Raw genomic sequence first — 23,567 nt, forward strand, 5'->3', positions numbered from 1 at the left:
CAGCTTCACCCCAGCGGTTCGCGGCCGGGCCGCGTCCGACCCGGCCGGGAAACCGGCCGTGAGTGCCGGTCCGGGCGACTCCAGGCCGGTGCCGTCCTGGAGCATCGACGGTCAGCGGCATGCGAGCGCCTCTCGTTTCGCCTGCAGGCCGCGTCGCGGCGATCGGGAGCGGCGCCCAGGCCGCTGCCCCCGTATCACCCGGGACCCGTCGGCGGACGAGAGATGCCGATGGCACCGCAAGCACCACTGTGTGGTGGGAATGGTGCGCAGCAGCCGAATCGGGATCTCGGCGTGACAGCGGCGGCAGCGGCCGTATCGTCCGGCGGCGATGAGCAGCAGAGCGGCCTCGATGTCGGCCAGCGCTTGCCGTGCCGCCGCGGCCAGTTTGCCGTCGACCTCGTGTCTGGCCGCGTCAGCCGCGTCGGCGGGTTCCCCTGCGCGGTCGAGCTCGGCTTCGAGTTCGGCCAGCTGTTGCAGGCGGAAGCGGCGTTGCTGCTCGAGTGCGGCGCGCAGCAGGGGTAGGTGTTCGCTGAGGCTCGCGCGTTGAACGGGGTATGCGTGGGTCATCGTCGACTCCAGGGCTGGTTGGTGGTCAATGCTCGGCCGCGGCGGGTGTGAGCGCGATGCTCGCGGTGCGGATGCCGGGCACGGTGCGGGTCAAGGCGACGGCGATGCGTCGTTCGGATTCGTCGGCGAACCGGCCGTAGACGGTGGCGTCGCCGTCGTCGACGGTGACCTGCCAGCGCCGCGCGCCGCGGTATTGATCGAGCAGGCGCTGCGCATCGGCCGAGAGCGCGTCGTCCGGGGTGAGCATGAGCCGCAGCGCGTCGCCGCGGCTGAACATGCCGACCACGCGGTCCTCGGCGTCGACGACCGGCAGACTGCGTAGTCCGTGGGTCACCAGCCTGCTCATACCCTCGGCCAGTGCCGCGGTCTGGGGCAGGGCGACCGCCGGCGTGGTCATCACCGCGCCGACAGCGTCGTCGAGTTCTCCGGACCGCAAGAGGTCACCGCTGGTGAGCATTCCGATGAGGCGGTCGTCCCCGTCGAGCACGGGCAGCGCCGCGTACCGCAGTTCGGCGAGCATCAGCGCCGCATCGCGCGCCGTATCCTCGCGCCGAACGGTGGTGACCGGCCTCCGCATCACCTCACGTACCTGCATGTTCCTCACTCCGATACCTCCTTTCCGGCTCAACCCCATGGTGGCGTGGCGGCGAGGCGATCGATTGCGCTGATCGGACAATCGGAGGGCGGAGATTTGTGGCGACGGCACAGCGGGCCGGGTCAGTCGGTGTCGGCGACGGCGAGTTCGATCATCATGGCGAGACGTTTGCGCGGATCGTCCAAGCCGAGATCGGTCACCTCCGCCATCTTGCGCAGCCGGTTGCGGACGGTGTTCTCGTGCACGCCGAGCCGCGCGCTCGCTTGGGCCGAGTCGCCCTGCGCCTGCAACCAGGCGCGCAGCGTAGCCACGTACTGAGGCTCGGCCGCCGCGGGCCGGGCCTCGTGCAGCGCCAGGCACTCGTCGGCTTCTCGGCGCGCCGACGCCAATTCCGTGGCCCGTGCGAGACCGCTGACGCCGGCCGTCATTGTCATCCCCACGGGCAGCGCGGCCTGTAACTCACCGACCCAGCGGCGTGCCGCCGCAGCGGAATCAGCGGGGAGCACGGTGTAGACGGTGTCGCCGACCAAGGCGCTGCGGGTCGAACGGGACCAGCCGAATCCGGTCGTCGCTCGCTCGAAGATCAACAGCAGCGCGGCGTGCCGCTCGTGCGCGTCTCGATCCCGCAGCGCGATCACCCGCAAGTTCTCCGGCGCCAGCCCCAGTCTGCTGGCCACCGTCGCCGCGTCCGCCGCACCCTCCAGTAGACGAATGACCAGATCGGCTTCCACCTGACGCTCCAGGTCCGCGCTGGCCCGCGACCGCAACAGGTGCAAGGCCACCGTGCGCGCACCATCGGCCAAGGCCGTGCGCCGGGCCCCGCGTAACGGCGCCGGGCACGACACCCATATCGACCCCAGCAGTTGCCTGCCCACCCGCACGGCCACGACCATCCGCCCCGTCACACCGCGTTCGGCGTCCGCGGCGACGAACAACGGCTCATCCGAGGCGGCCAAATGCGCGAAGACACCGCGCGCGTCGAACAGGGCCCGCAACCACGGCGGCATCTCCCTACCGAGGATCGTCTCGACGCGGGCGGGATCGAGGTGCTGCTTCGGCTTCGAATACGCCAGCACCCGAGACCGCCGGTCCTCGATCGTCACCGCGCCCCCGACAGCGTCGGCCACGCTGTCGGCCAAGGCGAACAAATCGGTCGGGCCGCGACCGGCCTCGGTCTCGCGTCCTTCCAGCACCAATCCGTAAACGACCGCGGCCAGCTCGCTCCAGGCCACCGCGGGATCGACCACCAGCACCGCCACGCCATCGATATCCGGCTCGTGCTCGGTCTCCGCACCCCCACGAAAGACTGCGACGACAGCACCCGCCGAGACCGCCCATTCCACCACCTCCGACAGCGAGCGTGCCCCTATCCCCAGCAGCACGTCGCCCGCTTCCACGGGCCCCTGATCGGCCGCGTGGATCACCACGCTGCGCAATCGGGTGGACCGGGGCACCGAACCCAACCGCAAGCGGATTCCGTAGCCACTCAGCACGTTCGCCAACCGGTCCAATGTCACCACGAGCCGCTCCGAAGCCGAGCCGACAGCGCTGCGCGCCCAGGCGACCGACGCGGCCCGCACAAGGTCGTGGACGTGGCGGTCATTCGATCGAACTCGGCGAACGTCATAAGACCTCCCGCGGTTGTCCATCTCCCTCGATCACGCCTGCGGAGCCTCAGCGGGGGGACCTCGTCCGTCGGGACCGCCCTCGCACCACCGAACGGTACGCGCACGACCGTGTGGCTTTCGCGGTTCATACCGACACGGTCTCGGCGCCGAGGGCTCTCGCCTCCGCGTCAGGCTTCGCCCGTCGCCGGAAGTTCGCGATCGCCGCGCCCGCGCCGGGCCGCGGCGCCCTGGATCACCAGCGCGTACAAAAGCAGCACGAGCACCGGCGCGGCCAGCGGCGCCCAAGCCAAGCGCAGCGGGACGAGAGCGGCGACGACGGCGACCGCCGTGAAGCCGACCGCACCGGTCACGGACGGGATCGTGGTCGGCACCACGCCGTGCGGCGCGGTCACCGTGGCGGCGTTGAGCAGATAGGTCGTGGCCACCAGACCCGTCGCCGCGGAAGCGAGCACACCCGCGTCGGCGACCGCGAGCACGGCGAGCGCGAGCAGCACCGCGCAGACCGCCAGCGGCCGCAGCCACCAGCCGAGCGCGACGAAGACCAGGGCGGGAACGCCGATCCACGGCTCAAGCAGCGCCACCGACGCCACCAGCAGCACCCCGGAGAGAACGGCGAGGAATCTGGTCATCGGCGCACCCGTACGGTCCTGCGGTGCTCCGGCAGCACCCGCATGATCTGGTCCAGGCGCGCGTCTTCCGGCCACGCGACGATGTCGACGCCGACGGTGCCCATGTCCCGGTACATCGCCGCGCGCTCGAGCTGCCACATCTTGGCCAGGATCGGGTCGAGGTCCTCGCGGAACGGCGTGCCGCGCAGGACGTCCACCACGACCACCACGTGCCCGCGCTTGCGCAGATCGATCAGCGCAAGCGCGAACTGTGTGTCCAGCAGGGTGGAGAAGGCCACGACGATCGCGCCGAGCGGAACGGCGGAGTGCGGCGCGAGGGTGCCGGTGGTCGGGATGTGTTCGTCGCCCACGTCGAGCACGGTGTCCACGATGCGGTAGAACTGGCGCCGCCCGATGTCCGGCCGCAGCCAGCGCGGCGCCTGGCCCAAGCAGACCACCGCGGTCCGGTCGCCCGCCTGCAAGGTCGACTGCACCACCTGCGCCGCGCCGCGCACCGACAGCTCCAGCGAATCGGTCGCCGGTCCCGGCGCTTGCTGCGAGGTGTCCACCAGCACAACGACATCCGCCGAACGATTGGTCAGCCGCTCGGTGACGTACAGCCGCCCGCGCCGCGCGCTCACCGGCCAGTTCACGATGCGCAACTGGTCGCCGGGGGCGTAGGCGCGGATGTCCGCGTACTCGACGCCGGGGCCGTGCCTGCGGGTCAGGTGGGTGCCGAGCCGCTCGGGAAGTTCGGTGCGCGGCAACCGCATTCGCTGCGGATCGGTGATCGGGTACACGAACAGCTGCCCCGCGGGCAGCACCGCGGTGGCGACGGCGAGCCCGGCTGGGCTCAGCGCCGAGACCCGCACCGACATCGGGTAGCGCCCCCACCTGGCCGCCGAGAGCGCGAGCCGCAACCCGGCGGGCGCGATTCCGGAATCGCCGGCCTCCTCGATCTGGATCTCCAAGCCGGCCGAACGCTCCGGCTTCAAGCGCAGCAGCGCATGCCCTTTCTCCACGAAGGCGGCGACGGTCAGCGTCACCTCCTCGGTCTCGAAACAGCGCAGCGTGCCGCCGCCGTCGACCTGGATCCTGGTCGAGGACTGCTGCCACGGCGCGGTTGCCAGCACGCCGAGCAGCGGCGCGGCGAACACGAGCAGTTGCCACCGGCCGAGGACCACCGCGAGCACCAGGGCCGCGGCGGCGCACCCCGCGAGCATGAAGACCAGCGGTGCGGGTCGCCACCGCAATTCGGCGTCGACCGCGGAACTGGCGTCGCGGTGCCTCATGTCACGGTGGCGCGCGGTACCGGCAGACGGCGCAGCAGTTCGGTGATCACGTCCTCGCCGCGGATGCGGCGCACCCACATCTCCGGCCGCAGCGTGATCCGGTGCGCCATGGCCGGGATCGCCAGCGCCTTGACGTCTTCGGGAATCACGTAGTCGCGGCCGAGCAGCAGAGCCCGCGCCCGGGACATCTGCACCAGGTCCAGTTCCGCGCGAGGGCTGGCGCCGACCTCGACCTGAGGGTGCCCTCGGGTCGCCGACGCCAGCGCGACGACATAGCTCACCACGTCGGGGTGCACGGTCACGTACTCGACGGATTGCCGCATCTCCAGCAAACCGTTGGCGTCGACGACCTGGTTGACCTGCGGCACCTGCGCCCCGCGCTCCAGCCTGCGGCGGATCATCTGCGTCTCGTCGTGCTCGGACAGGTAGCCCAACCGCAGCTGGATGGCGAAGCGGTCGAGCTGCGCTTCCGGCAGCGGGTAGGTGCCCTCGTACTCGATCGGGTTGTCGGTGGCCAGCACGATGAACGGTTGCGGCAGCAGGAACGTCTCGCCGTCGATGCTGACCTGTCCCTCGGCCATCGCCTCCAGCAGCGCGGCCTGTGTCTTCGGCGGTGTGCGGTTCACCTCGTCGGCCAGCAGCACGTTGGTGAACACCGGCCCGCGACGGAAGGTGAACCGGCCCGAGGACATGTCGTAGATCGTCGAACCGAGCAGATCCGCGGGCAGCAGGTCCGGGGTGAACTGCACCCGGGTGAACTGCAACCCGAGCGCGGCCGCGAACGATCTCGCGATGAGCGTCTTGCCGAGACCGGGTAAGTCCTCGATCAGCACATGCCCACCGGACAGCACCGCGATCATGATCAACTGCAACTCGTCCTGCTTGCCGACCACGACCCGGGACAACTCCCGGAGCACGGCCTCGCTGCGCTGGATGGTCATGTCCATCGGCATGGTCATGTGTGTACCCGCACTTGCCTCAACCCATTTCACATTCTCTGCAGGCGGCTCAGGATCTCGTCCAGCGCCGCACGTCCCGGTGCCCTGCCGGCTTGATCACGAAGGGCCGAATTGGCCGGGTCCACCCAGCGCCACAGTTCCGGCCCGAACTGGTGGACACCCGCCGCCTCGACCGCTCTGCGGTTCTTCGCCACTCGCTGGCCGCTGGACAGCTCGAACTCCTTGGCCAGCAGAGGACGCAGGTGCCGGTCCCAATCGGCACGACTGCCGTCCGCCCGGTCGGCGAGCATCTCCGCCCTGGCGTGCCAGCGCTGCAACATCTCGGCCGGGCCGTTCTCCATGTCGTCGAACTCGTCGGCGTCCCCGGCCTCGGCGCGTTCGAGCAGCGACCAGATCAGCCAGCCAAGCGCCACCGCGACCGGGATGCCCGCGACGATCAGCAGCAGCCCGCGGGCGCGCTCGACGGCGACCAGCTCGATCACCGCGATGACGATCACCCCGGTGATCACCACCCCCATCCGATTCACGCGATGTCCTTTCTCACCCGGCCGGTCACGCGGGCACCTCCCCTTGCAGATCGGCGAGCACGATGCGCAGCAGTTGCTCGGCTCGCATGCGCTGCCATTCGAGCATGGCGTGCGGGCTGAACCTGGCCTCCTCGAACAAGGCGACCAGTTCGCGGGCGGACGCGTCGTGCAGCGCGCCGCGTTCGAACGCGCGGGCCAGCACTTCCATCGGGGTGTCCGAGGCGAGCGGAGCGGCGGCGCGGTCGGAGGCGAGGCCGCGCTCCATCGCGACGTAGCAGGCGATGATCGCGGTGCGCGGGTCCTGGCCCGGGGCGTTCATCGCGGCCAAGCCCAGCTCGGCCGCGCGGGCCAGCGAGTCGGCCACGGTGGGCGTCGGCGCGACCCCGGGCGCCTGCGCCGGGACGGGCTTGCGCCGGGACGACACCGCGACCACGACCAAACCGCTCATCGCCACCGTCACCAGGCCCGCGGCCGCGATTCCGGCCAGCACCAGCGCCGTTCCGGTCAACTCCGCCGACCTGGGCTCGCGTTCGGCGGGCGGCGGGGTCCCCTGCTCCGGCGCGGCGCCCGTGGTGGTGGCGGGGGTCGCCGGGCGCGCGGGTTCGCTCGGCCTGCCCGCGCCGATGAAGTAGATCGCCGTCACAGCCGCGAACAGCACGCCGAGCAGCGCGAGCGCACCGAGCACTGCCAGGCCCACGCGCCCCAACCGCCACTGCTTGCGCTCGTCCGCGCGTTCGGGCTCCGGCATGGCCAGCGGCAACCGGTGCTGGCTGGCGATGACGCCCGCCAGCAGGATGACGATCGATACGGTCAGCAACACGGGCATCAGAGCGACCGACAACGCGGACGGGACTTGCCTGCGCGACTCGCTCTCCGTGATTCCTGGGATGTATCCGTGCAATGCGATGGCGGCAAAAGCCAGCAGCGTGATCAGCACGATCACGCGCGATATCGGCGCTCGCGCCCTGGCCACTGCGTTACCACCAAATCTGAGTACTCCACAAAACAGCCACATAGTTACATGCCGGGCGGTCCGCTCGGGATGGAATGGAATACTTCGCAGTCCTTCCTCCTAAACCGCAACTGTGCGGGGAGGCGGCGGGTCGGCCATCGCGACGGTGCCTACCGGACGATTTCGGCCGAGGATTGGGACAATGCACAAAGCCGACTCGTCAAACGTGAGATATCCGGCACTTCCCGCACCTCCCGCACCAGCTCGCCGAGCGCTGCGGACGCGATGACGGTGAGTGCACGATCGGCGTCGTAGAGCACGTCGACGACGTTCACGAAACGCATCGTCCAGTCGGGCGGAACTGTGCGCAGCGGTGGTACATCCCGGATTTCCCAGCGCGGAAAACGTTGTGCCAGCGCAACATAATCCGCCGCGGAAGTTGGGGTACCGCACAATGCGGCGAAGTCGATGACGAGTGCGCCTCCGTCCGTCGCAATCGCCCGCAAACTTCTGGCACCGAGGGATATCTCGACGATCGATTCGATTTCCTGTTGTGTCGCATCATTATTGCGGGAGGACGAAGCCGACAACGCTTCCACGGTCATGTGCCATCGGGGCGCCACGACGTATCGCCCGGCCGCGAATCCGGTACCGGCGCCCCGGGCACCGAGGGTCCGGTAGTCGATCGCGCCGTCGACGGCGACCACGTCCATGTTCGCGAGAATTCGCTCGATCGTCGGCACGAACCGGTCGTGGAACAACGGATTCGGCAGCAGCTCGGCGGGCGGATAGTTCGACGTCACCACCAGCGCGACGCGGCGGGCGAACAGCGCGTCGAGCAGCCGGGCGAACAGCATCGCGTCGCCGATGTCGTGGACGTGGAATTCGTCGAAGCAGACCAGCAGGGCGTCGCCGAGCAGCGCGTCCACCGCGGCATCGATCGAGCCGGACGCGTGCGCCGCGGCGTGCAGGCTCGCGAAGAACTGGTGAAAGTGGTAGCGCCGCTTGCGTTCCGATGCCACCTCGGCGAAGAACCGGTCCATGAGCATGGTCTTGCCGCGCCCGGGCCTGCCGTGGAGGTAGACGCCACGGCTCCGTCGGCTCGGCCTGCCGCGCCGATCGACCAACTCGCGCAACCGCGCCGCCGCCCGCGCCTGCTCGGCATCCCACCGTAGTTCCACGGCACCTCCAAAGTCCTCTACATTTGTAGAGGACGAGGCCGCGCGGCGGCCAGGAAGGGTGATCATGTCCACAGGCGACCGGCGTGCGCTCCTCGTCGACACGGCCATCGAAGTGATCGCGGCACGCGGCCTGCGCGCGCTCACCCACCGCGCGCTGGACACGGAACTGGGCCTGCCCGCCGGTTCGGCTTCCTACTACTTCCGCACCAAACGCGCCCTCATCGAGGCCATCGTGGAGCGGATCACCACCCGCACCCGCGACGATTTCGCCGCTGCCGCGTTGACGCCGACCGCCGACCGGCAACCGGTCGCGGAAACCATCGCGGCCTGGCTGGACCGGCTACTCGCGCAACGGCGCGGTCACCTGATCGCACGGCACGCTCTGCTGATCGATCTGCTGGACGATCCCGACCTGCATCCCCGGCTGGTGCGCAGCCTGTTCTCCGTCGACCGCGCCCGCGACCTGTTCCGCGCCATGGGCGCGCCCGATCCGGATATCCGGGCCGCGGATTTCGTCGCCGTCATCGAGGGAGCCGTCTTCGACCGCTTCGCGGGCAATCGCACCGCCCTGCGCCCGGACACGCCGGAGAGCGTCCAGCAGCTCGCCCGCGTTCTCGCCGCGCACTTGCGCGTGTGATCAGCTGGGCCAGCCCCGCTGGCTGTAGGTCACGCCGGTGAGGTAGCCGTGGATACCGGCGGCCGGATACGGAATGAGGGTTTCCGGAAGGTTCGCGAGCGAGAACCACCGCAGCTCGTAGGACTTGTCCGGCTCGCGGTTGACCGGCTCGCCCGACCAGCGGCGCGTCTCGAAGAACAACCCGACCCGGGCTTCCCGTTCGGACTCGACGACGTGCGCGGAATGGACGTGCCGCAGATCCGCCGGATCGATCACCACGCCGACCTCTTCGTGCGCTTCGCGGACCACTGCGGCGAGCACCGACTCCCCCACCTCGAGCTTTCCGGCGGGCAGGTGCCACAGCCCGTCGAACTCGTCCGCGCTGCGCCGCCTGCTCAGCAATAATTCCGCGCCGCGCAGCAGCAACACATGCACATCCACCAAATGCCTGGCCACCACTTGCCCCAAGCTACGCGCCCCCCGCACCGGCGGCGGTTCGCACACCCGTCAGCACTCCGGACCCACCATGACGGGTGCCGGAGTGCTGAAGCAGGCAGGCGCGGCCGACCTGATCAGTCCGCACTGAGGACGAGGCCGGAGGTCGGCACGCCGGTGCCCGCGGTGACCAGAATGTTGGTCAGGTCGGCGACCGGGTTGACCGAGACGCCGCGGATCTGGCGCACCGCCTCGGCGATGCCGTTCATGCCGTGGATGTACGCCTCGCCGAGCTGGCCGCCGTGCGTGTTGAGGGGCAGGCGTCCGCCGACCTCGATGGCGCCGTCGGCGACGAACTCCTTCGCCTCGCCCCGGCCGCAGAACCCGAGTTCCTCCAGTTGCATGAGGACGAACGGGGTGAAGTGGTCGTACAGGATGGCGGCCTGCATGTCCTCCGGACGCAACCCGCTCTGCGCCCACAGCTGCTCACCGACCAGGCCCATCTCCGGCAGGCCGGTCATGGCGTCGCGGTAGTAGCTGGTCATCACGTACTGGTCGGCGCCGGAACCCTGGGCGGCCGCGGCGATGACGGCGGGCCGCTGCGGCAGGTCGCGAGCCCGCTCGACGCTGGTGACCACGATCGCGACGCCGCCGTCGGACTCCTGGCAGCAATCCAGCAGGTGCAGCGGCTCGGCGATCCAGCGGGAATTCTGATGATCCGCCAGCGTGATCGGCTTGCCGTAGAAGAAGGCCGCGGGGTTCACCGCGGCATGCTTGCGGTCGGCGACGGCCACGCGGCCGAAGTCCTCGCTGGTGGCCCCGTAGACGTGCATATAGCGCCGGGCGACCATCGCGACCTGCGCGGCCGGGGTGCCCAGTCCTTGCGGGTAGGACCAGCCCGCGTCGATGCCCGACGAGGTGGGCGCGGTGGCCAGCGCCGTGGAGAACTGCCCGAACCGCGACACCGACCGCTCGTTGAACGCGCGGTAGGCCACCACGACGTCCGCGACGCCGGTGGCCACCGCCATGGCGGCCTGCTGAATGGTGGCGCAGGCCGCGCCGCCGCCGTAGCCGATGTGGCTGAAGAACTTCAGCTGCGGAATGCCGACCGCCCTGGCCACAGCGGCCTGGGTGTTGGTGTCCATGGTGAACGTGGTCAGGCCGTCCACGTCGGCGGGCGTCAGGCCCGCGTCGGCCAGTGCGGCGGTGACCGCCTCGGCGGCCAGGCGCAGTTCGCTGCGTCCGGAGTCCTTGGAGAAATCCGTGGCGCCGATGCCGACGATGGCCGCACGGCCGGAAATCTTCTGCTCAGACATCGGCCCTCCGCAACGCGATGACGGCCGTAGCCGTGATGTGGTCGCCGAGGCTGTCCTTGCCGACCACGTCGATGTGTATGTCGTCGCCCTCCAGCGCGGTCACCGTGCCGGTCAGCGTCAGCGTGTCCCCGGCGTACAGCGGCACGCCGAGGCGCAGCGCGATCGACTTGACGACGGCGCGCGGGCCCGCCCAGTCGGTGACGAAACGCTGCACCAAGCCGGTGTCGGTGAGGATGTTGACGAAGATGTCCTTCGAGCCGCGGGCGACGGCCTTGTCCCTGTCGTGGTGCACGTCCTGGAAGTCTCTGGTGGCCAGGGCGGTGCTGATCACGAACGTGGGGTCGGCGCCGATCACCAGCTCGGGCAGCACCGTGCCCACGCGCACGGCGGCGCTCACGAGACCACCTGCCAGACCGGCAGTGTCGCCTCGTCGTCGAGCTTCTCGAAGCCCACCTCGACCGGCAGACCGATCCGCACCTCGGCCGGGTCGATGCCGCGCAGTTCACCGAGCATGCGCACGCCTTCCTCCAGTTCGACCAGCGCCACCACGAACGGCAACTGCCGCCCCGGCACCTTCGGCGCGTGGTGCACGACGTAACTGAACACGGTGCCGCGCCCGGAGGCGACGACGTAATCGGTCGGTTTCGACTTGTCCTGCCAGATGGCGGGAATGGGCGGATGCCGCAGCGAGCCGTCCGGCAGCCGCTGGATGCGCAGCTCGCCCGCTTTCGTTCCTTCCCAGAAGAATTCGGTGTCCCAGGAGACCAGCGGCTTGACCCGCGCGCCCTCCGGGGCTTTCGGCGCGGCGGTGCCGGGAGCGAATTTCAGCAGCCGGAACAGCATCTCGGCGACCACCTCGTCGCCGACCCGCCAGGTGGTCTGGAAGGTGACGAACCATCCCTCACCCAGCGCGGTGCGCTTCGGGCCGCGGATGTCCGACAGCGTGCTGGTGACCGAGACCTGTTCGCCGACCGCGAGGTAGCGGTGGTAGGTCTGCTGACAATCCGTGGCGACCACGGAGGTGTAACCCGCGGCGTCGAGCAGTTCCGTGGCCGACCCCATCGGGTCGTCTGCGGGGCGAGAACCGTTGAGCCCGAACATGGTCCACACCTGGGCCATGGCGGGCGGCGCGACGATGCCTGGATGTCCCGCCGCGCGCGCCGCCTCCTCGTCGACATAGATCGGATTGGCGTCGCCGAGCGCCTCGACCCAGTTGTTGATCATCGGCTGGTTCACCGGATCGCGCCCGAAACGGGGCGCGCTCGCACCCGCCGCCTTGATGGCCTCGGCTGCGGCGACGATCGCTTCCGGAGTAGTGGTTTCCGGCACGCGCGGCTCCTTCACTCGTTATCGGGGTACTCGCGGCAACCGCAGACCGGACGAGGCGACCAGTTCGCGCATCACCTCGTTGACGCCACCGCCGAAGGTGACCACGAGGTTCTGCTTGGTCCTGCGGTCCAGCCAGGTCAGCAGCTCGCCGGTGGCCGGGTCGGCCGGGTCGCCGTAGCGGCCGACGATCTCCTCGGCGAGCCTGCCCGCCTCCTGGAGCGATTCGGTGGAGTAGACCTTGGTCGCGGACGCGTCGGCGATCACTTGCGCCTGGTCGCCGTCCACAGTCGCGGCGACCTGCCAGTTCAGCAGTTCGTTCAACCGGACCATGGCATGGATGCGGCCCAGCGCCCTGCGCACGTCGAGTTCGGCGAGCACGCCGCGCGGTTGCGCCCAGTCGCGCACCCGGTCGTAGAGCTGCTCGATCTTGCCGGACGGCCCCAGGCTCACCCGCTCGTGGTTGAGCTGCGTCGTGATCAGCTTCCAGCCCCGGTTCTCCTCGCCGACCAGCATGTTCGCCGGGACGCGCACGTTGTCGAAATAGGTCGCGTTGGTGTGGTGAGCGCCGTCGCAGGTGATGATCGGCGTCCACGAGTAGCCGGGGTCGGTGGTGTCCACGATCAGGATCGTGATGCCGCGGTGGCGCGACTCGGTCGAGCCGGTGCGGCAGGCCAGCCAGACGAAGTCGGCCTCGTGCGCGCCCGTGGTGAAGATCTTCTGCCCGTTGACGATCCAGTCCCCGGACTCGTCACGCACCGCCGAGGTGCGCAGCGAGGCGAGGTCGGTGCCCGCGTCCGGCTCGGAGTAGCCGATCGCGAAATGGACCTCGCCGGAGAGGATTCCGGGCAAGAACCGCCGCTTCTGTTCCTCGGTGCCGAACTGCTGCAAAGTCGGTCCGACGGTCAGCAGCGTCACCAGCGGGAGCGGGACGTCGGCCCGGACCGCCTCGTTGAAGAAGATCTGCTGCTCGACCGGCCCGAAGCCTTGGCCACCGTATTCCTTGGGCCAGCCGACGCCGAGCCAGCCGTCGCGGCCCATCCGGCGCACCACGGCGCGATAGGCGTCACCGTGCCGGTTCACCGCCATCTCGGCCTCCTCCTCGGGAGTCACGAGATCGGCGAAGTAGGCGCGCAATTCGTCGCGCAGCCCGCGTTGCTCGGTGGTCAGGTCGATGAACATCTCGCCCCCAATCGGTCGAGCCGGAACGACGCGCCGCCGAGCCAGCGAGCGATGTCCTTGGCTTGTGAGTAGTAGCGATGCATCGGGTGGGTCACGTCCACACCGAGGCCGCCGTGCAGGTGATGGCACTTCTGCATGGCCGCGGGCAGTTCCGCGGCGACGGTGTAGGCGAGGATCTCCAGGTCGTCGTCGGTGCGCTCGCGATGCTCCCGGCTCGCGTCGGGCTGCGCCAGCGCCCAGTTCGCCGAGACCGCGGCCACGTGCAGGGTCCGCGAGACGACGTACAGGTCCGCGATCTGCTGGGCCACCGCCTGGAACTCGGCCAGCGGCCTGCCGAACTGATGCCGGGTGCGCAGATGCTCGGCGGTGAGCGTGATCGCGCCTTTGAGCAATCCGTCGGCCACCGATCCGATCGAGGCGAGCGCCAGCCGGTGCAGATCGGCGAGACCGACCGGCCACAGCTGGTCGGCCGGAATCTGCACCTGGTCCAGCCGGACCGTGTACTCGGGAATGCCGCCGGAGACCGGCGTCGGCGTGCGGGTCAGGCCGACGGCCTGCGCGTCCACCACGGCGATACCGGCGTCGGTCGGCACGAGCAGCCAGCTCGCCTCCTCCGCGTACGGCACCGCCACCTTGTGCCCGGTGATGCGCACCGTGTCGCCGCTGACGACGGCGGTGGTCTCCGGCTCGCGGACGAACGGCGCCCCCGGTTCGCTCAGCGCCGCGGTGAGCACCGCGCCCTCGGCGACCCCCGGCAGCACGAGCGACTGCACGCGCTCCGGCGCGCAGGCCACCAGCGGCAGCACGCCCAACCCCAGCGTCGACAGCGCCGGCACCGCCACCGCGTCGGTGGCCAGTTCGGTGAGCAGCGCCGACACCTCGAGCAGCCCCATCCCATCGCCGCCGAACCGTTCCGGCAACGCGACGACGAGCAGGCCGGAGTCGGCCAGCTTCGGCCACAATCGCATGTCGCGCGCCGGTTCGCGCTCCAGCAAGCTCACGACGACCTCGGCCACCGCGTCCTGGCCCTCGTCCCTGGTGAAGTCCACGCTTGTCTCCCGATTGGCTGTAGGGCTAGCTGTCCGCGTCACGAGGCAGCCCCAGAATCCGCTCCGCGGCCACGGTGAGCAGGATCTGCTCGGTCCCGCCCGCGATCGACAGGCAACGCGTGAGCAGGAACTCCTTGGTCACCTCGGAGTCCTGCGCGCCGAGCGGGCCCGCCGCCTCCGCGGCGAATTCCGCTACCGCTTGGCGGTGGCGCACGCCGACCAGCTTGCGCACGCTGCTCTGCGCGCCGGGGTCACCGCCCGCGAGCATCTTCACCGCGGCGCGTTGCTCGAGCAGCAGGCCCGCGATCGCCTCGGCCACGAATCCACCGAGCCGGTCGTTCACCAGCTCGGTGCCGGGGCCGGTGGCGGGCGATTTCGCGATCAGCTCTTCGAGTACCGGACCGATGCCGTTGCCACCCATGGCGACTCGCTCCGTCGACAGCGTGGAGCGGGCGATCTTCCATCCGTTGTTCAGCGCGCCGACCACGCAATCGTCCGGCACGAACACATCGTCGAGGAAGACCTCGCTGAAACGCGCCTCTCCGGTGATCTGCACCAGCGGGCGCACCTCGAGCCCGGCGCTGTGCATATCGACCAAGAAGTACGTGATGCCGCGGTGTTTGGGCGAGTCGGGGTCCGTGCGCGCCAGGCAGATCGCCCAGTTCGCCTTGTCGCCCAGCGATGTCCACACCTTTTGCCCGCGCAGCACCCAGCCGCCGTCGGTCTTTTTCGCGGTGGTGCGCAACGCCGCCAGGTCGGAACCCGCCTCTGGTTCGCTGAACAGCTGGCACCAGACCACTTCGCCGCGCAAGGTGGGCCAGGCGAAGCGCTCGATCTGTTCCGGCGTCCCGTGCTGCAACAGCGTGGGGATCGCCCAGCCGCCGATGGCCAGGTCCGGCGCGGTGAGTCCGGCACGGCGCAGCTCCTCGGAGATCACCAGGCCGGTCATCGGGTCCGCGGCGCGTCCGTATGGCCGCGGCCAGTGCGGCATGACCAGGCCCGCGTCCACCAGCGCGGCACGCTGCCGGTCGGCTGGCAGCGCCGCGATCCGCGCGACCTCGGCGGCGAGTTCGTGCGCGCTGTCGCCGTCCACAGCGGCCACGCCTTCCTCGGCGAAGACCCGATCGGCCCCGGTGGTGCGCCGCAGGCCCCTTCGGGTCAGTTCGGTGACCCGCGCCCGCCAGTGCGCCGAACCGCCGAGCAGTTGGCGCAAGGCCGTGGCCCGCCGCAGATACAGGTGCGCGTCGTGCTCCCAGGTGAAGCCGATGCCACCGAGCACCTGAATACAGTCCTTCGCGGTCTCCACCGCGGCGTCCAAGGCGATGGCGGCCGCGATGGCGGCCGCGATCGGCAGTTCGGCTCCGCCGTCGTCCACGGCCGCCGCGACGTCGGCCGCGGCGGCGCGGATGAGTTCGGTGCGGCACAGCATCCAGGCGCAGATGTGCTTGACCGCTTGGAACGAACCGATCTTGCGGCCGAACTGCTCGCGCACCTTCGCGTACTCGACCGCGGTCTCGAGGCACCAGCCCGCGAGGCCGGACAGTTCGGCGGTGACCAGCGCGACGAGCAGGTCCCCTGCCGCGTGCGGCGCGACGAATACGCGTTCGGCGGGCACGCGCAGGTCGGCGCAGTGCACCCGCGCCAGCGGCGTGCTCGGATCCAGCGGCGCGAGCGCTTCCACCCGCAGGCCCTCGGCGTCGGGCGCGACCAGGCACCACCGCTGTCCTTGCGGTTGGTCGATCGGCAGCAGCACGGCGGTGCCTGGGGCGGCGCCGACGACGGAATCCCAGGTACCCGTGAGCAACACGCCGTCGCTCGCGACGGGTACGCTCACCGTCGAACCGACGACGAAGTCGAGCGCCACACCGCACGGCAGGTCCTCGTCGAGCTGTCCGGCGGTGATCAGATTGGCCAGAGCCGTCGCGAGTACCGGGCCGCCGACGAGATCGTGCGCCGCCTGTTCCACCAGCACGGCCAGATCGGAGACCGACCCGCCCGCACCTCCCGCGTCCTCGGCCACCGCGACCCGGAAGATCCCGATCTCGGCCAGCGCGGGCCAGTAGGCGCGCCAGAAGTCGGCCGCGCCGGCCCGCATTGTTGCAATCGGACGGACCGAAGCGGCCCATCCGCGCATCGACTCCTGAACGGCTTTATGCTCGTCAGTGGTGGCGATGGTCACACTCCATACCGCCTTTCCGGCGTGACTCCCACACCTAGAACATGTTCTAATATCCTAGCCGGGCGGAAGTCAAGAGACCGCCGCGGCCACACCGCGCACGCAGCCGACGAAACGACGTTTCCGGAAAGGACTTTCATCAATGGCCAGTCCGTCCCGATCGCAGCCAGCCGACCCGAGCGCGGGACGGCCCGCCGCCACGGTCACCACGCTCAGCGAGGACGAGCTGAGCTCGGCGGCGCAGCGCGAGCGGCGCAAGCGGATCCTGGACGCGACCTTGGCGCTCGCGTCCAAGGGCGGTTACGACGCGGTGCAGATGCGCGCGGTGGCCGAGCGCGCCGATGTCGCGGTCGGCACGCTGTACCGCTACTTCCCGTCGAAGGTGCACCTGCTGGTCTCGGCGCTGTCGCGCGAGTTCGAGCAGATCGAGGGCAAACGCAAGCCGCTTGCCGGGCAGTCCCCACAGGAGCGCATGCACCTGCTGCTCACCCAGATCACCCGGATGATGCAGCGCGACCCGCTGCTCACCGAGGCCATGACCCGCGCGTTCATGTTCGCCGACGCCTCGGCCGCCGCCGAGGTGGACCGGGTCGGCAAGGTGATGGACCGCGTCTTCGCCCGCGCGATGAACGACGGCGAGCCCACCGAACGCCAGCTGGCCATCGCGCGGGTGATCAGCGACGTGTGGCTGTCGAATCTGGTCGCCTGGCTGACCCGGCGCGCCTCGGCCACCGACGTGACCGAACGACTGGAACTGACCGTCGACCTCCTCCTGGGCGAACGCAACCAGTAAGCTCTAGCGGGATCTCTCAGCACACAGCGAGCGAATCAGCGCCCAGTCACCCCACCGGGCCCGAATAGCTCGTTGTGCTGCGACGAAGCTCACCCGCTCGGATCCCGTTGCCGTTAGCTGGGCAGATCTACCGGACACCGGTTCAGGTGTGCGTTATCGTGCGCACGCGAACCGGCGCGCTTCTGTGCGGCAAATTCAACACAGTATTGTTTTGCCCGCCCCCTGAAAAAACTCCTCCGATCACTAGGTTGGATGCGTGAGCGCACAGGATCTGCCACTGGAACTTCGCCGTGCACTGTCGACGGTCGCGCGCGTGCCACGGCTGTTGGTCGCATCGGACTACGACGGGACACTCGCGCCCATCGTGTCCGACCCGACCAAAGCCTTTCCCCATCGGGAATCGGTGAGCGCGTTACGAGCCCTCGCCGGCCTGACCGGGACCACTGCCGCCGTGATCTCCGGCCGCGCGCTGCGAGATCTCGCGGCGCTGTCCCGCCTTCCGGTCGAGGTGCAACTGATCGGCAGCCACGGCTCGGAATTCGACGTGGGCTTCGTGCACGCGATCGACAACGACGCCAAGCATCTGCTCCAAGAGGTGCAGACGGCCCTGAATCAGGTCGCCGCGGACAACCCCGGCGTCACCGTCGAGATCAAACCGGCCAGTGTCGCGTTGCACGTGCGCAACGCCAGCCCGGAGATCGGCCATCGCGCGCTGTCGCAGGTCCGGCTCGGTCCGGCGTGCTGGTTCGGCGTGCAGGTCACCGAGGGCAAGGCGGTCATCGAACTGGCCGTGGTGCAGACCGACAAGGGCACCGCACTGGACACCGTTCGGCATCAGGCGGGGGCCTCGGCCGCGGTGTTCTTCGGTGACGACGTCACCGACGAGAAGGCGTTCCGCGTGCTGTCCGGCCCGGACGTCGGCATCAAGGTCGGCGACGGCGAGAGCCTGGCCAAGTTCCGGGTGGACAGCACCGAGGCCGTGGCGTGCGCGCTGGCCTACCTGCTGGAGGAGCGCCGGACCTGGCTGGCGGGCGCGAGCGCGCCGCGCATCGAGCGGCTGACCATGCTGGCCAGCCCGCGCTCGGTCGCGCTGCTCACCCCGGACGCCACGGTGACCTGGTTCTGCCACCCCGAGCCCGATTCGGCCGCGGTGTTCGCCCACCTGCTCGGCGGCCCGCAGGGCGGCCACTTCACCATCGAGCCGGAGCGGCCGGGCCTGCCGCTGTCGCAGCGTTACGTCGACGGCACGATGACCGTCGAAACCCGTTGGGCCAAACTGCAAGTCACGGACTACCTGCCGCACGACGTAGCCCCGACCCGCACCGACCTCACCCGGGTGATCACCGGCGACGCGAAGGCCGTGGTCACCTTCGCCCCCCGCCCGGAGTTCGGCCAGGTGCCGGTGAACCTCGAGGCGCAGGAGGGCGGGCTGCGGGTGTACGGCACCAACGACCCGATCGTGCTGCGTTCACCCGGCGTGCGGTGGGAGATCGTCTCGGACGGTACCCACGAGTCGGCACGGGCCGTCGTGGATCCGTCCAAGGGGCCGGTCGTGCTCGAACTGCGCTGCGGCACCGCCGATCTCGATCCCGCACCGGCCAGTGAGGCGGAGCGGCGGCGGGAGGCGCAGCGGTACTGGTCGGATTGGGCGGGGACGCTCACACTGCCGCCGCTCAAGCCCGACCTGATGAAGCGCTCCGCGCTGACCCTGCGCGGCCTGGTGCACGCGCCGTCCGGCTCGATCCTCGCGGCCGCCACCACCTCGCTGCCCGAGGACATCGGCGGCGTGCGCAACTGGGACTACCGCTACTGCTGGCTGCGCGACGCGGCGCTGACCGCGCAGTCGCTGGTCTCGCTCGGCTCGCTCGCCGAGGCGGAGGACTACCTGGGCTGGGTGCACCGCGTGCTGGAGACCTTGCCCGGCCCCGAGCGGCTGCACCCGCTGTACACGCTGTACGGCGAGACGCTGCCGCCGGAGGCCTCGATCGACCAGCTACCCGGCTACGCCGGCTCCCGCCCGGTGCGCGTCGGCAACGCGGCCAACATGCAGGTTCAGCTGGACGTCTTCGGTCCGATCGTGGACCTCATCGCCACCCTGGCGCACGCCAGGGAGCTGCGCGGCGTCACCGATCCGACGAACGTGCTGCCCGACGCCGACTGGGAGCTGGTGTGCGCCATGGTCTCGGCGGTGCAGCGGCGCTGGCAAGAGCCCGACCACGGCATCTGGGAGATCCGCGGCAACCCCCGCCACCACGTGTACTCGAAGGTGATGGGCTGGCTGACCGTCGACCGGGCGCTCACCCTGGCGCAGAAGTTCGATCGCGAGGCCGATCCGGCCTGGCCGGTGCTGCGCGACACCATCGCCGACGAGGTGAAGGCCAAGGGCTGGAACGACGAGGTGCAGTCCTACACCGCGGCGTACGACGGCACCGACCTGGACGCTGCGACGCTGCACATCGGGCTGAGCGGCCTGATCGACCCGTCCGACCCGCGCTTCGCGGCGACGGTCGTGGCGACCGAGGCCGAGCTGCGCAGCGGCTCGACGGTATACCGCTACCACCACGACGACGGCTTGCCCGGCGGCGAGGGCGGATTCCACCTGTGCGCGGCCTGGCTGGTCGAGGCGTACCTGCTGATCGGCAAGCGCTCCGACGCCGAGGCGCTGTTCGCCCAGCTGGTCGACGTGGCGGGCCCGACCGGGCTGCTCAGCGAGGAATACGACCCGGTGGCCGAACGGTCGCTCGGCAACCATCCGCAGGCGTACAGCCATCTGGGCCTGTTGCGCTGCGCGCAGCTGCTGGGGCAGCCGGTGGAGGCCGCGCTGGTCTGACCACGTAGGAGCCGAGGGCCCGCGAACGAGGAATCGTTCACGGGCCCTTCGCATTCGGTTTCCAGGTGGGCGTCGCATCCGAACGCTTGACGGCCCCTGCTAGAGTTAACGGGAACGATTTCCATTATGATCTAGAGCACGGCCAGGAGTACCCCACGTGAGAACCCGATTCGCCATCAGTTGCGCAGGTATCGCCGTGGGAGTCGTCTCCGCCCTGACGCTGACCGCCTGCGGCGGCTCCAACGACGACGGACGCCCGACCGTCGTCGCCTCCACCGACGTCTGGGGCGATATCGCCGCCGCCGTCGCGGGCCCCGACGCCGCCGTCCGGTCGCTGATCACCGATCCGTCCGCCGACCCGCACTCGCACGAGACCTCCGCGGTCGAGTCGGCGGCGCTCAGCGATGCCGACCTCGTGGTCTACAACGGCGGCGGCTACGACCGGTTCGCCGAGAAGGCGGTGGCGGGCACGAACAAGCGCACCGTGGACGCGTTCGCCCTGCGGGCCGATCAGAGCGACGACAACGAGCACGTCTGGTACGACGTGCGCACCGTCGACGTGGTCGCCGACCGGATCGCCGCCCAACTCGGCGAACTGGATCCGGGCAAGGCCGCGGCCTACGCCGAGCGCGCGACGACGTTCAAGAACCGGCTCGCCGCGGTTACCGCCATCACCGGCGCACTCGCCACCGAGCATCCGAAAACGCCGGTGCTGCAGACCGAGCCTCTCGCGCACTATCTCCTGGTCGCCACCGGAGCCGACGACCGGACTCCGCACGAGTTCCAGGAAGCCATCGAGCAGGAGACCGACCCGGCCCCCGCGGCCGTCGCGGCGACGCAGGACCTGCTCACCGGCAAGCGGGTCCGCGCCCTGATCTACAACGTGCAGACCGAGGACAAGATCACCAAAGACCTGCGCGCGACCGCGCGGAGCGCGGGCGTCGCCGTCGTCGAGGTGACCGAGACCCTGCCCGACGGCGTGGATTACATTCAGTGGCAGACGAAGAACGCGCAAGCGCTCGCCGCCGCGCTGGGCTGAGCAGATGAACAAGGGAGCCGCGCTGACCGCACACGCCGACGAGGTGGAACGGCGCTCGACCATCGGCGAATCGGCCGCGGTGCGACTGGAAGCCGCCTGCTTGTCGTTCGGAGACCGAACCCTCTGGGAGGGGCTGGATCTCACTGTCGCGCCGGGTGAATTCGTCGCGGTCCTCGGGCCGAACGGTTCGGGCAAGACCTCGCTGCTGAAGGTGCTGTTGGGCCAGGTCGGCCTGAGTTCGGGCGCGGCTCGGATCGCGGGCTCTCCCGCGCGCACCGGCAATCACGACATCGGCTACATACCGCAACAGAAGACGATCGACGCCGGGGTGCAGTTGCGCGGCGTCGATCTCGTCGGCCTCGGCGTCGACGGGCATCGCTGGGGGCTCGGGCTGCGCTCCCGCGCCGAACGCAGGCGAAAGGTGGCCGCGGCCATCGCCGACGTGGGCGCAGAGCGATTCGCCCACGCGCCACTGGAATCCATGTCCGGCGGGGAACAGCAGCGACTGCGGGTGGCGCAGGCGCTGGTCGGCGATCCGAAGGTGCTGCTGTGCGACGAACCGTTGCTCAGCCTCGACCTGGCGAATCAGCGACTGGTCGCCGAGCTCATCGATCGCCGCAGGCGCACTCACGACACCGCGGTGCTCTTCGTGACGCATGAGATCAACCCGATCCTGCCCCTGGTGGACCGGGTGCTGTACCTGGTCGACGGCAGGTTCCGGATCGGGACGCCGGAAGAGGTGATGACCTCGGCGGTGCTGTCGGAGTTGTACCGCACCCAGGTGGACGTACTACGGGTACGCGGGCGTCTGGTGGTCGTCGGCACCGGCGACACCATGGACGCGCTCGGCACCGCGGGCGGGCACTGCCACGGCCCGGCCGGCGACGAGTTCGCCCACGGCGATTCCGCCGGTAGCCCCGCACCGGACGATGACGCCACCTCGACCACGGGATCCGTCGAAGAGCCGGTCCCCTCAGCACCGACCTCAGCGCATGCCGCCGTCGCCGCTACCTCGACCGACACGGAAACCGGCACACGAACCAGCCGCTCGGCAATCAACGGCAGCGCCCCGGCCGAACGAACACCGGCAGTCCCGACGACCGCCGCCCCGACTTCAGGCCGATCGCCGACCACCGACGAGGCACGCGGCGCCGCTACCTCGACCGACACGGGAACCGGCACACGAGCCGGCCACGCGGCGACCCGCGGCACCGCTCCGGCCGAACGAACACCGGCAGTCCCGACGACCGCCGTGCGCCCGAACTCGGACCCACCCTCGACCATCGATGTGACGAGTGGTGGCTCGACGCCGATCGACCCGAAGACCAACGAACCGGCGGTGAGCAGTGCGCCGATGACCGAACCGACATCGAGCAGCCTGGCATCCGCGGTCGACACATCGCCCAGCCCGGCGAACGGCAACGCGGCAACGGGCGACGTGGCGTCCGGACACCCGATCCACGGCAACGGTTCGACGGCGGCCCACGCTTCGGCGGAGCGTGGCCAAGGCGACGGCGACCGTCCGACGGCGGATCCCGAGCAGAGCGGAGTGCGTTCGTGACCGACAAGCTCTCCAGCGTCCTCGGCAAGATGCTCGACTTCGGCACCACGGCGAACCTGCTGTCCTACGGTTTCGTCCAGCAGGCGCTGCTCGCGGCGGCCCTACTGGGGCTGCTGTCCGGCGTGATCGGTCCGCTGATCATCAGCAGGCAGATGTCGTTCGCAGTGCACGGCACCAGCGAGCTTTCGTTGACCGGAGCCGCCGCCGCGCTGCTGGCCGGTGTCGGCGTCGGTTTGGGGGCCATCGCGGGGTCGGTGGTCGCGGCGGTGTTGTTCGGCCTGCTCGGCGCGCGGGCGCGGGAACGCGATTCGGTGATCGCCGTGGTGCTCTCGTTCGGGCTCGGACTCTCGGTGCTGTTCCTGTGGTTGGGCCCCGATCGCGCGGGATCGAAATTCTCCCTGCTGACCGGCCAAGTGGTCAGCGTCGGCAACAACGGGCTCGGCCTGCTCGCCGTCTGCACCGCCGGAGTGATCGCGGTGCTGGCCTTCGTCTACCGGCCGCTACTGTTCGCCAGTTCCGACCCGGAAGTGGCCGTGGCGCGCGGTGTCCCGGTGCGGGCGCTGTCCATCGTGTTCGCCGTCCTGCTGGGCATCACGGCGGCGTTCGGGGTGCAGATCGTCGGCGCGCTGCTGGTCCTCGCCCTGCTGATCACCCCGGCCGCCGCAGCCGCCCAGCTCACCGCGGACCCGGTTCGAGCGACCGTGCTCGCCGTGGTGTTCGCTGAGATCGCCGCCGTCGGCGGCATCCTGCTGTCGCTCGCGCCTGGCGTCCCCGTCTCGACCTTCGTCACCACGATCTCGTTCCTGATCTACCTCGCCTGCCGCCTGCTCGGCACCCGTGACCGCAGACTCGCGCACGCCCGCTGAAGGCGTCGCGCGCCGGTCTACTGACGCCGCACCGGCATGTCGAGAAGTTCTCGCGATCGACGTCCGGGT

The 23,567-nt window shown here is 70.0% G+C and carries 21 protein-coding genes and 1 pseudogene; 6 read left to right on the forward strand and 16 right to left on the reverse strand.

Going from position 1 to position 23,567, the window contains the following annotated elements:
• Positions 1–111 precede the first annotated feature (111 nt).
• The 9 genes from ACL03I_RS23230 to zapE form a co-directional block, all read right to left on the reverse strand.
• Positions 112–567: a TraR/DksA family transcriptional regulator gene (locus ACL03I_RS23230; protein ID WP_412806951.1), complete on the reverse strand. Its 456-nt coding sequence runs from the start codon at positions 565–567 to the stop codon at positions 112–114.
• A 25-nt stretch (positions 568–592) separates the two neighbouring features.
• Positions 593–1,162, reverse strand: coding sequence for a CBS domain-containing protein (locus ACL03I_RS23235; protein WP_412806991.1), 570 nt, complete (start codon positions 1,160–1,162; stop codon positions 593–595).
• Positions 1,163–1,284: 122 nt separating this feature from the next.
• Entirely contained in the window at positions 1,285–2,682 is a 1,398-nt protein-coding gene (locus tag ACL03I_RS23240; RefSeq protein WP_412806952.1) for a PucR family transcriptional regulator, read from the reverse strand.
• Positions 2,683–2,957: 275 nt separating this feature from the next.
• On the reverse strand, positions 2,958–3,419 hold the full coding sequence (locus ACL03I_RS23245; RefSeq protein WP_412806953.1) for a hypothetical protein: 462 nt from the start codon (positions 3,417–3,419) through the stop codon (positions 2,958–2,960).
• A complete protein-coding gene (locus ACL03I_RS23250; protein ID WP_355076768.1) occupies positions 3,416–4,690 on the reverse strand; it encodes a DUF58 domain-containing protein in 1,275 nt (424 codons plus the stop codon). Before ACL03I_RS23250 ends, ACL03I_RS23245 begins: the two co-directional genes overlap by 4 nt.
• Positions 4,687–5,649 (reverse strand): AAA family ATPase, encoded by a 963-nt coding sequence (locus ACL03I_RS23255; protein ID WP_355076766.1) that lies wholly within the window; start codon positions 5,647–5,649, stop codon positions 4,687–4,689. The genes ACL03I_RS23250 and ACL03I_RS23255 overlap by 4 nt, the downstream gene beginning before the upstream one ends.
• 29 nt (positions 5,650–5,678) lie before the next feature.
• Entirely contained in the window at positions 5,679–6,167 is a 489-nt protein-coding gene (locus tag ACL03I_RS23260) for a hypothetical protein (RefSeq protein ID WP_355077044.1), read from the reverse strand.
• A gap of 34 nt (positions 6,168–6,201) precedes the next feature.
• On the reverse strand, positions 6,202–7,119 hold the full coding sequence (locus ACL03I_RS23265; RefSeq protein WP_355076764.1) for a DUF4129 domain-containing protein: 918 nt from the start codon (positions 7,117–7,119) through the stop codon (positions 6,202–6,204).
• 179 nt (positions 7,120–7,298) lie between these two features.
• Complete coding sequence (gene zapE / locus ACL03I_RS23270; protein WP_412806954.1) at positions 7,299–8,375, reverse strand: cell division protein ZapE; 1,077 nt, start codon at positions 8,373–8,375, stop codon at positions 7,299–7,301.
• On the opposite strand from zapE, the gene ACL03I_RS23275 reads away from it, so the two are divergent.
• Positions 8,374–8,946, forward strand: coding sequence for a TetR/AcrR family transcriptional regulator (locus ACL03I_RS23275; protein WP_412806955.1), 573 nt, complete (start codon positions 8,374–8,376; stop codon positions 8,944–8,946). The two genes, zapE and ACL03I_RS23275, sit on opposite strands and share 2 nt — an antisense overlap.
• On the opposite strand, the gene ACL03I_RS23280 is transcribed toward ACL03I_RS23275, so the two are convergent.
• The 7 genes from ACL03I_RS23280 to ACL03I_RS23310 form a co-directional block, all read right to left on the reverse strand.
• Positions 8,947–9,384 (reverse strand): NUDIX hydrolase, encoded by a 438-nt coding sequence (locus tag ACL03I_RS23280; RefSeq protein WP_397074386.1) that lies wholly within the window; start codon positions 9,382–9,384, stop codon positions 8,947–8,949.
• Between the two features lie 113 nt (positions 9,385–9,497).
• On the reverse strand, positions 9,498–10,676 hold the full coding sequence (locus tag ACL03I_RS23285; RefSeq protein WP_412806956.1) for a lipid-transfer protein: 1,179 nt from the start codon (positions 10,674–10,676) through the stop codon (positions 9,498–9,500).
• Positions 10,669–11,073 (reverse strand): MaoC family dehydratase, encoded by a 405-nt coding sequence (locus tag ACL03I_RS23290; protein ID WP_355076756.1) that lies wholly within the window; start codon positions 11,071–11,073, stop codon positions 10,669–10,671. The genes ACL03I_RS23285 and ACL03I_RS23290 overlap by 8 nt, the downstream gene beginning before the upstream one ends.
• On the reverse strand, positions 11,070–12,005 hold the full coding sequence (locus ACL03I_RS23295) for a bifunctional MaoC family dehydratase N-terminal/OB-fold nucleic acid binding domain-containing protein (RefSeq protein WP_355076754.1): 936 nt from the start codon (positions 12,003–12,005) through the stop codon (positions 11,070–11,072). The genes ACL03I_RS23290 and ACL03I_RS23295 overlap by 4 nt, the downstream gene beginning before the upstream one ends.
• Before the next feature lie 18 nt (positions 12,006–12,023).
• On the reverse strand, positions 12,024–13,184 hold the full coding sequence (locus ACL03I_RS23300; RefSeq protein ID WP_412806957.1) for an acyl-CoA dehydrogenase family protein: 1,161 nt from the start codon (positions 13,182–13,184) through the stop codon (positions 12,024–12,026).
• Positions 13,169–14,233, reverse strand: a complete 1,065-nt coding sequence (locus tag ACL03I_RS23305; RefSeq protein ID WP_355076751.1) for an acyl-CoA dehydrogenase family protein — start codon at positions 14,231–14,233, stop codon at positions 13,169–13,171. The genes ACL03I_RS23300 and ACL03I_RS23305 overlap by 16 nt, the downstream gene beginning before the upstream one ends.
• A 25-nt stretch (positions 14,234–14,258) precedes the next feature.
• Positions 14,259–16,412 carry an acyl-CoA dehydrogenase family protein gene (locus ACL03I_RS23310; protein WP_412806958.1) on the reverse strand — a complete coding sequence of 718 codons (2,154 nt, stop codon included), beginning with the start codon at positions 16,410–16,412 and terminating at the stop codon, positions 14,259–14,261.
• Positions 16,413–16,551: 139 nt separating this feature from the next.
• On the opposite strand from ACL03I_RS23310, the gene kstR reads away from it, so the two are divergent.
• The 5 genes and pseudogenes from kstR to ACL03I_RS23335 all read left to right on the forward strand — a co-directional run bounded on the left by kstR (position 16,552) and on the right by ACL03I_RS23335 (position 23,498).
• A complete protein-coding gene (kstR, locus tag ACL03I_RS23315) occupies positions 16,552–17,202 on the forward strand; it encodes a cholesterol catabolism transcriptional regulator KstR (RefSeq protein ID WP_039794748.1) in 651 nt (216 codons plus the stop codon).
• Positions 17,203–17,458: 256 nt separating this feature from the next.
• On the forward strand, positions 17,459–20,032 hold the full coding sequence (gene otsB / locus ACL03I_RS23320) for a trehalose-phosphatase (protein ID WP_412806959.1): 2,574 nt from the start codon (positions 17,459–17,461) through the stop codon (positions 20,030–20,032).
• A gap of 157 nt (positions 20,033–20,189) precedes the next feature.
• Positions 20,190–21,071, forward strand: coding sequence for a metal ABC transporter solute-binding protein, Zn/Mn family (locus ACL03I_RS23325; RefSeq protein WP_412806960.1), 882 nt, complete (start codon positions 20,190–20,192; stop codon positions 21,069–21,071).
• Between the two features lie 4 nt (positions 21,072–21,075).
• A pseudogene (locus tag ACL03I_RS23330) lies at positions 21,076–21,933 on the forward strand (metal ABC transporter ATP-binding protein); the annotation flags it as partial.
• A gap of 695 nt (positions 21,934–22,628) precedes the next feature.
• Positions 22,629–23,498, forward strand: a complete 870-nt coding sequence (locus tag ACL03I_RS23335) for a metal ABC transporter permease (RefSeq protein WP_355076743.1) — start codon at positions 22,629–22,631, stop codon at positions 23,496–23,498.
• Positions 23,499–23,567 lie beyond the last annotated feature (69 nt).

Source organism: Nocardia sichangensis (assembly GCF_047200615.1).
GTDB classification, from domain to species: Bacteria; Actinomycetota; Actinomycetes; order Mycobacteriales; family Mycobacteriaceae; genus Nocardia; species Nocardia sichangensis.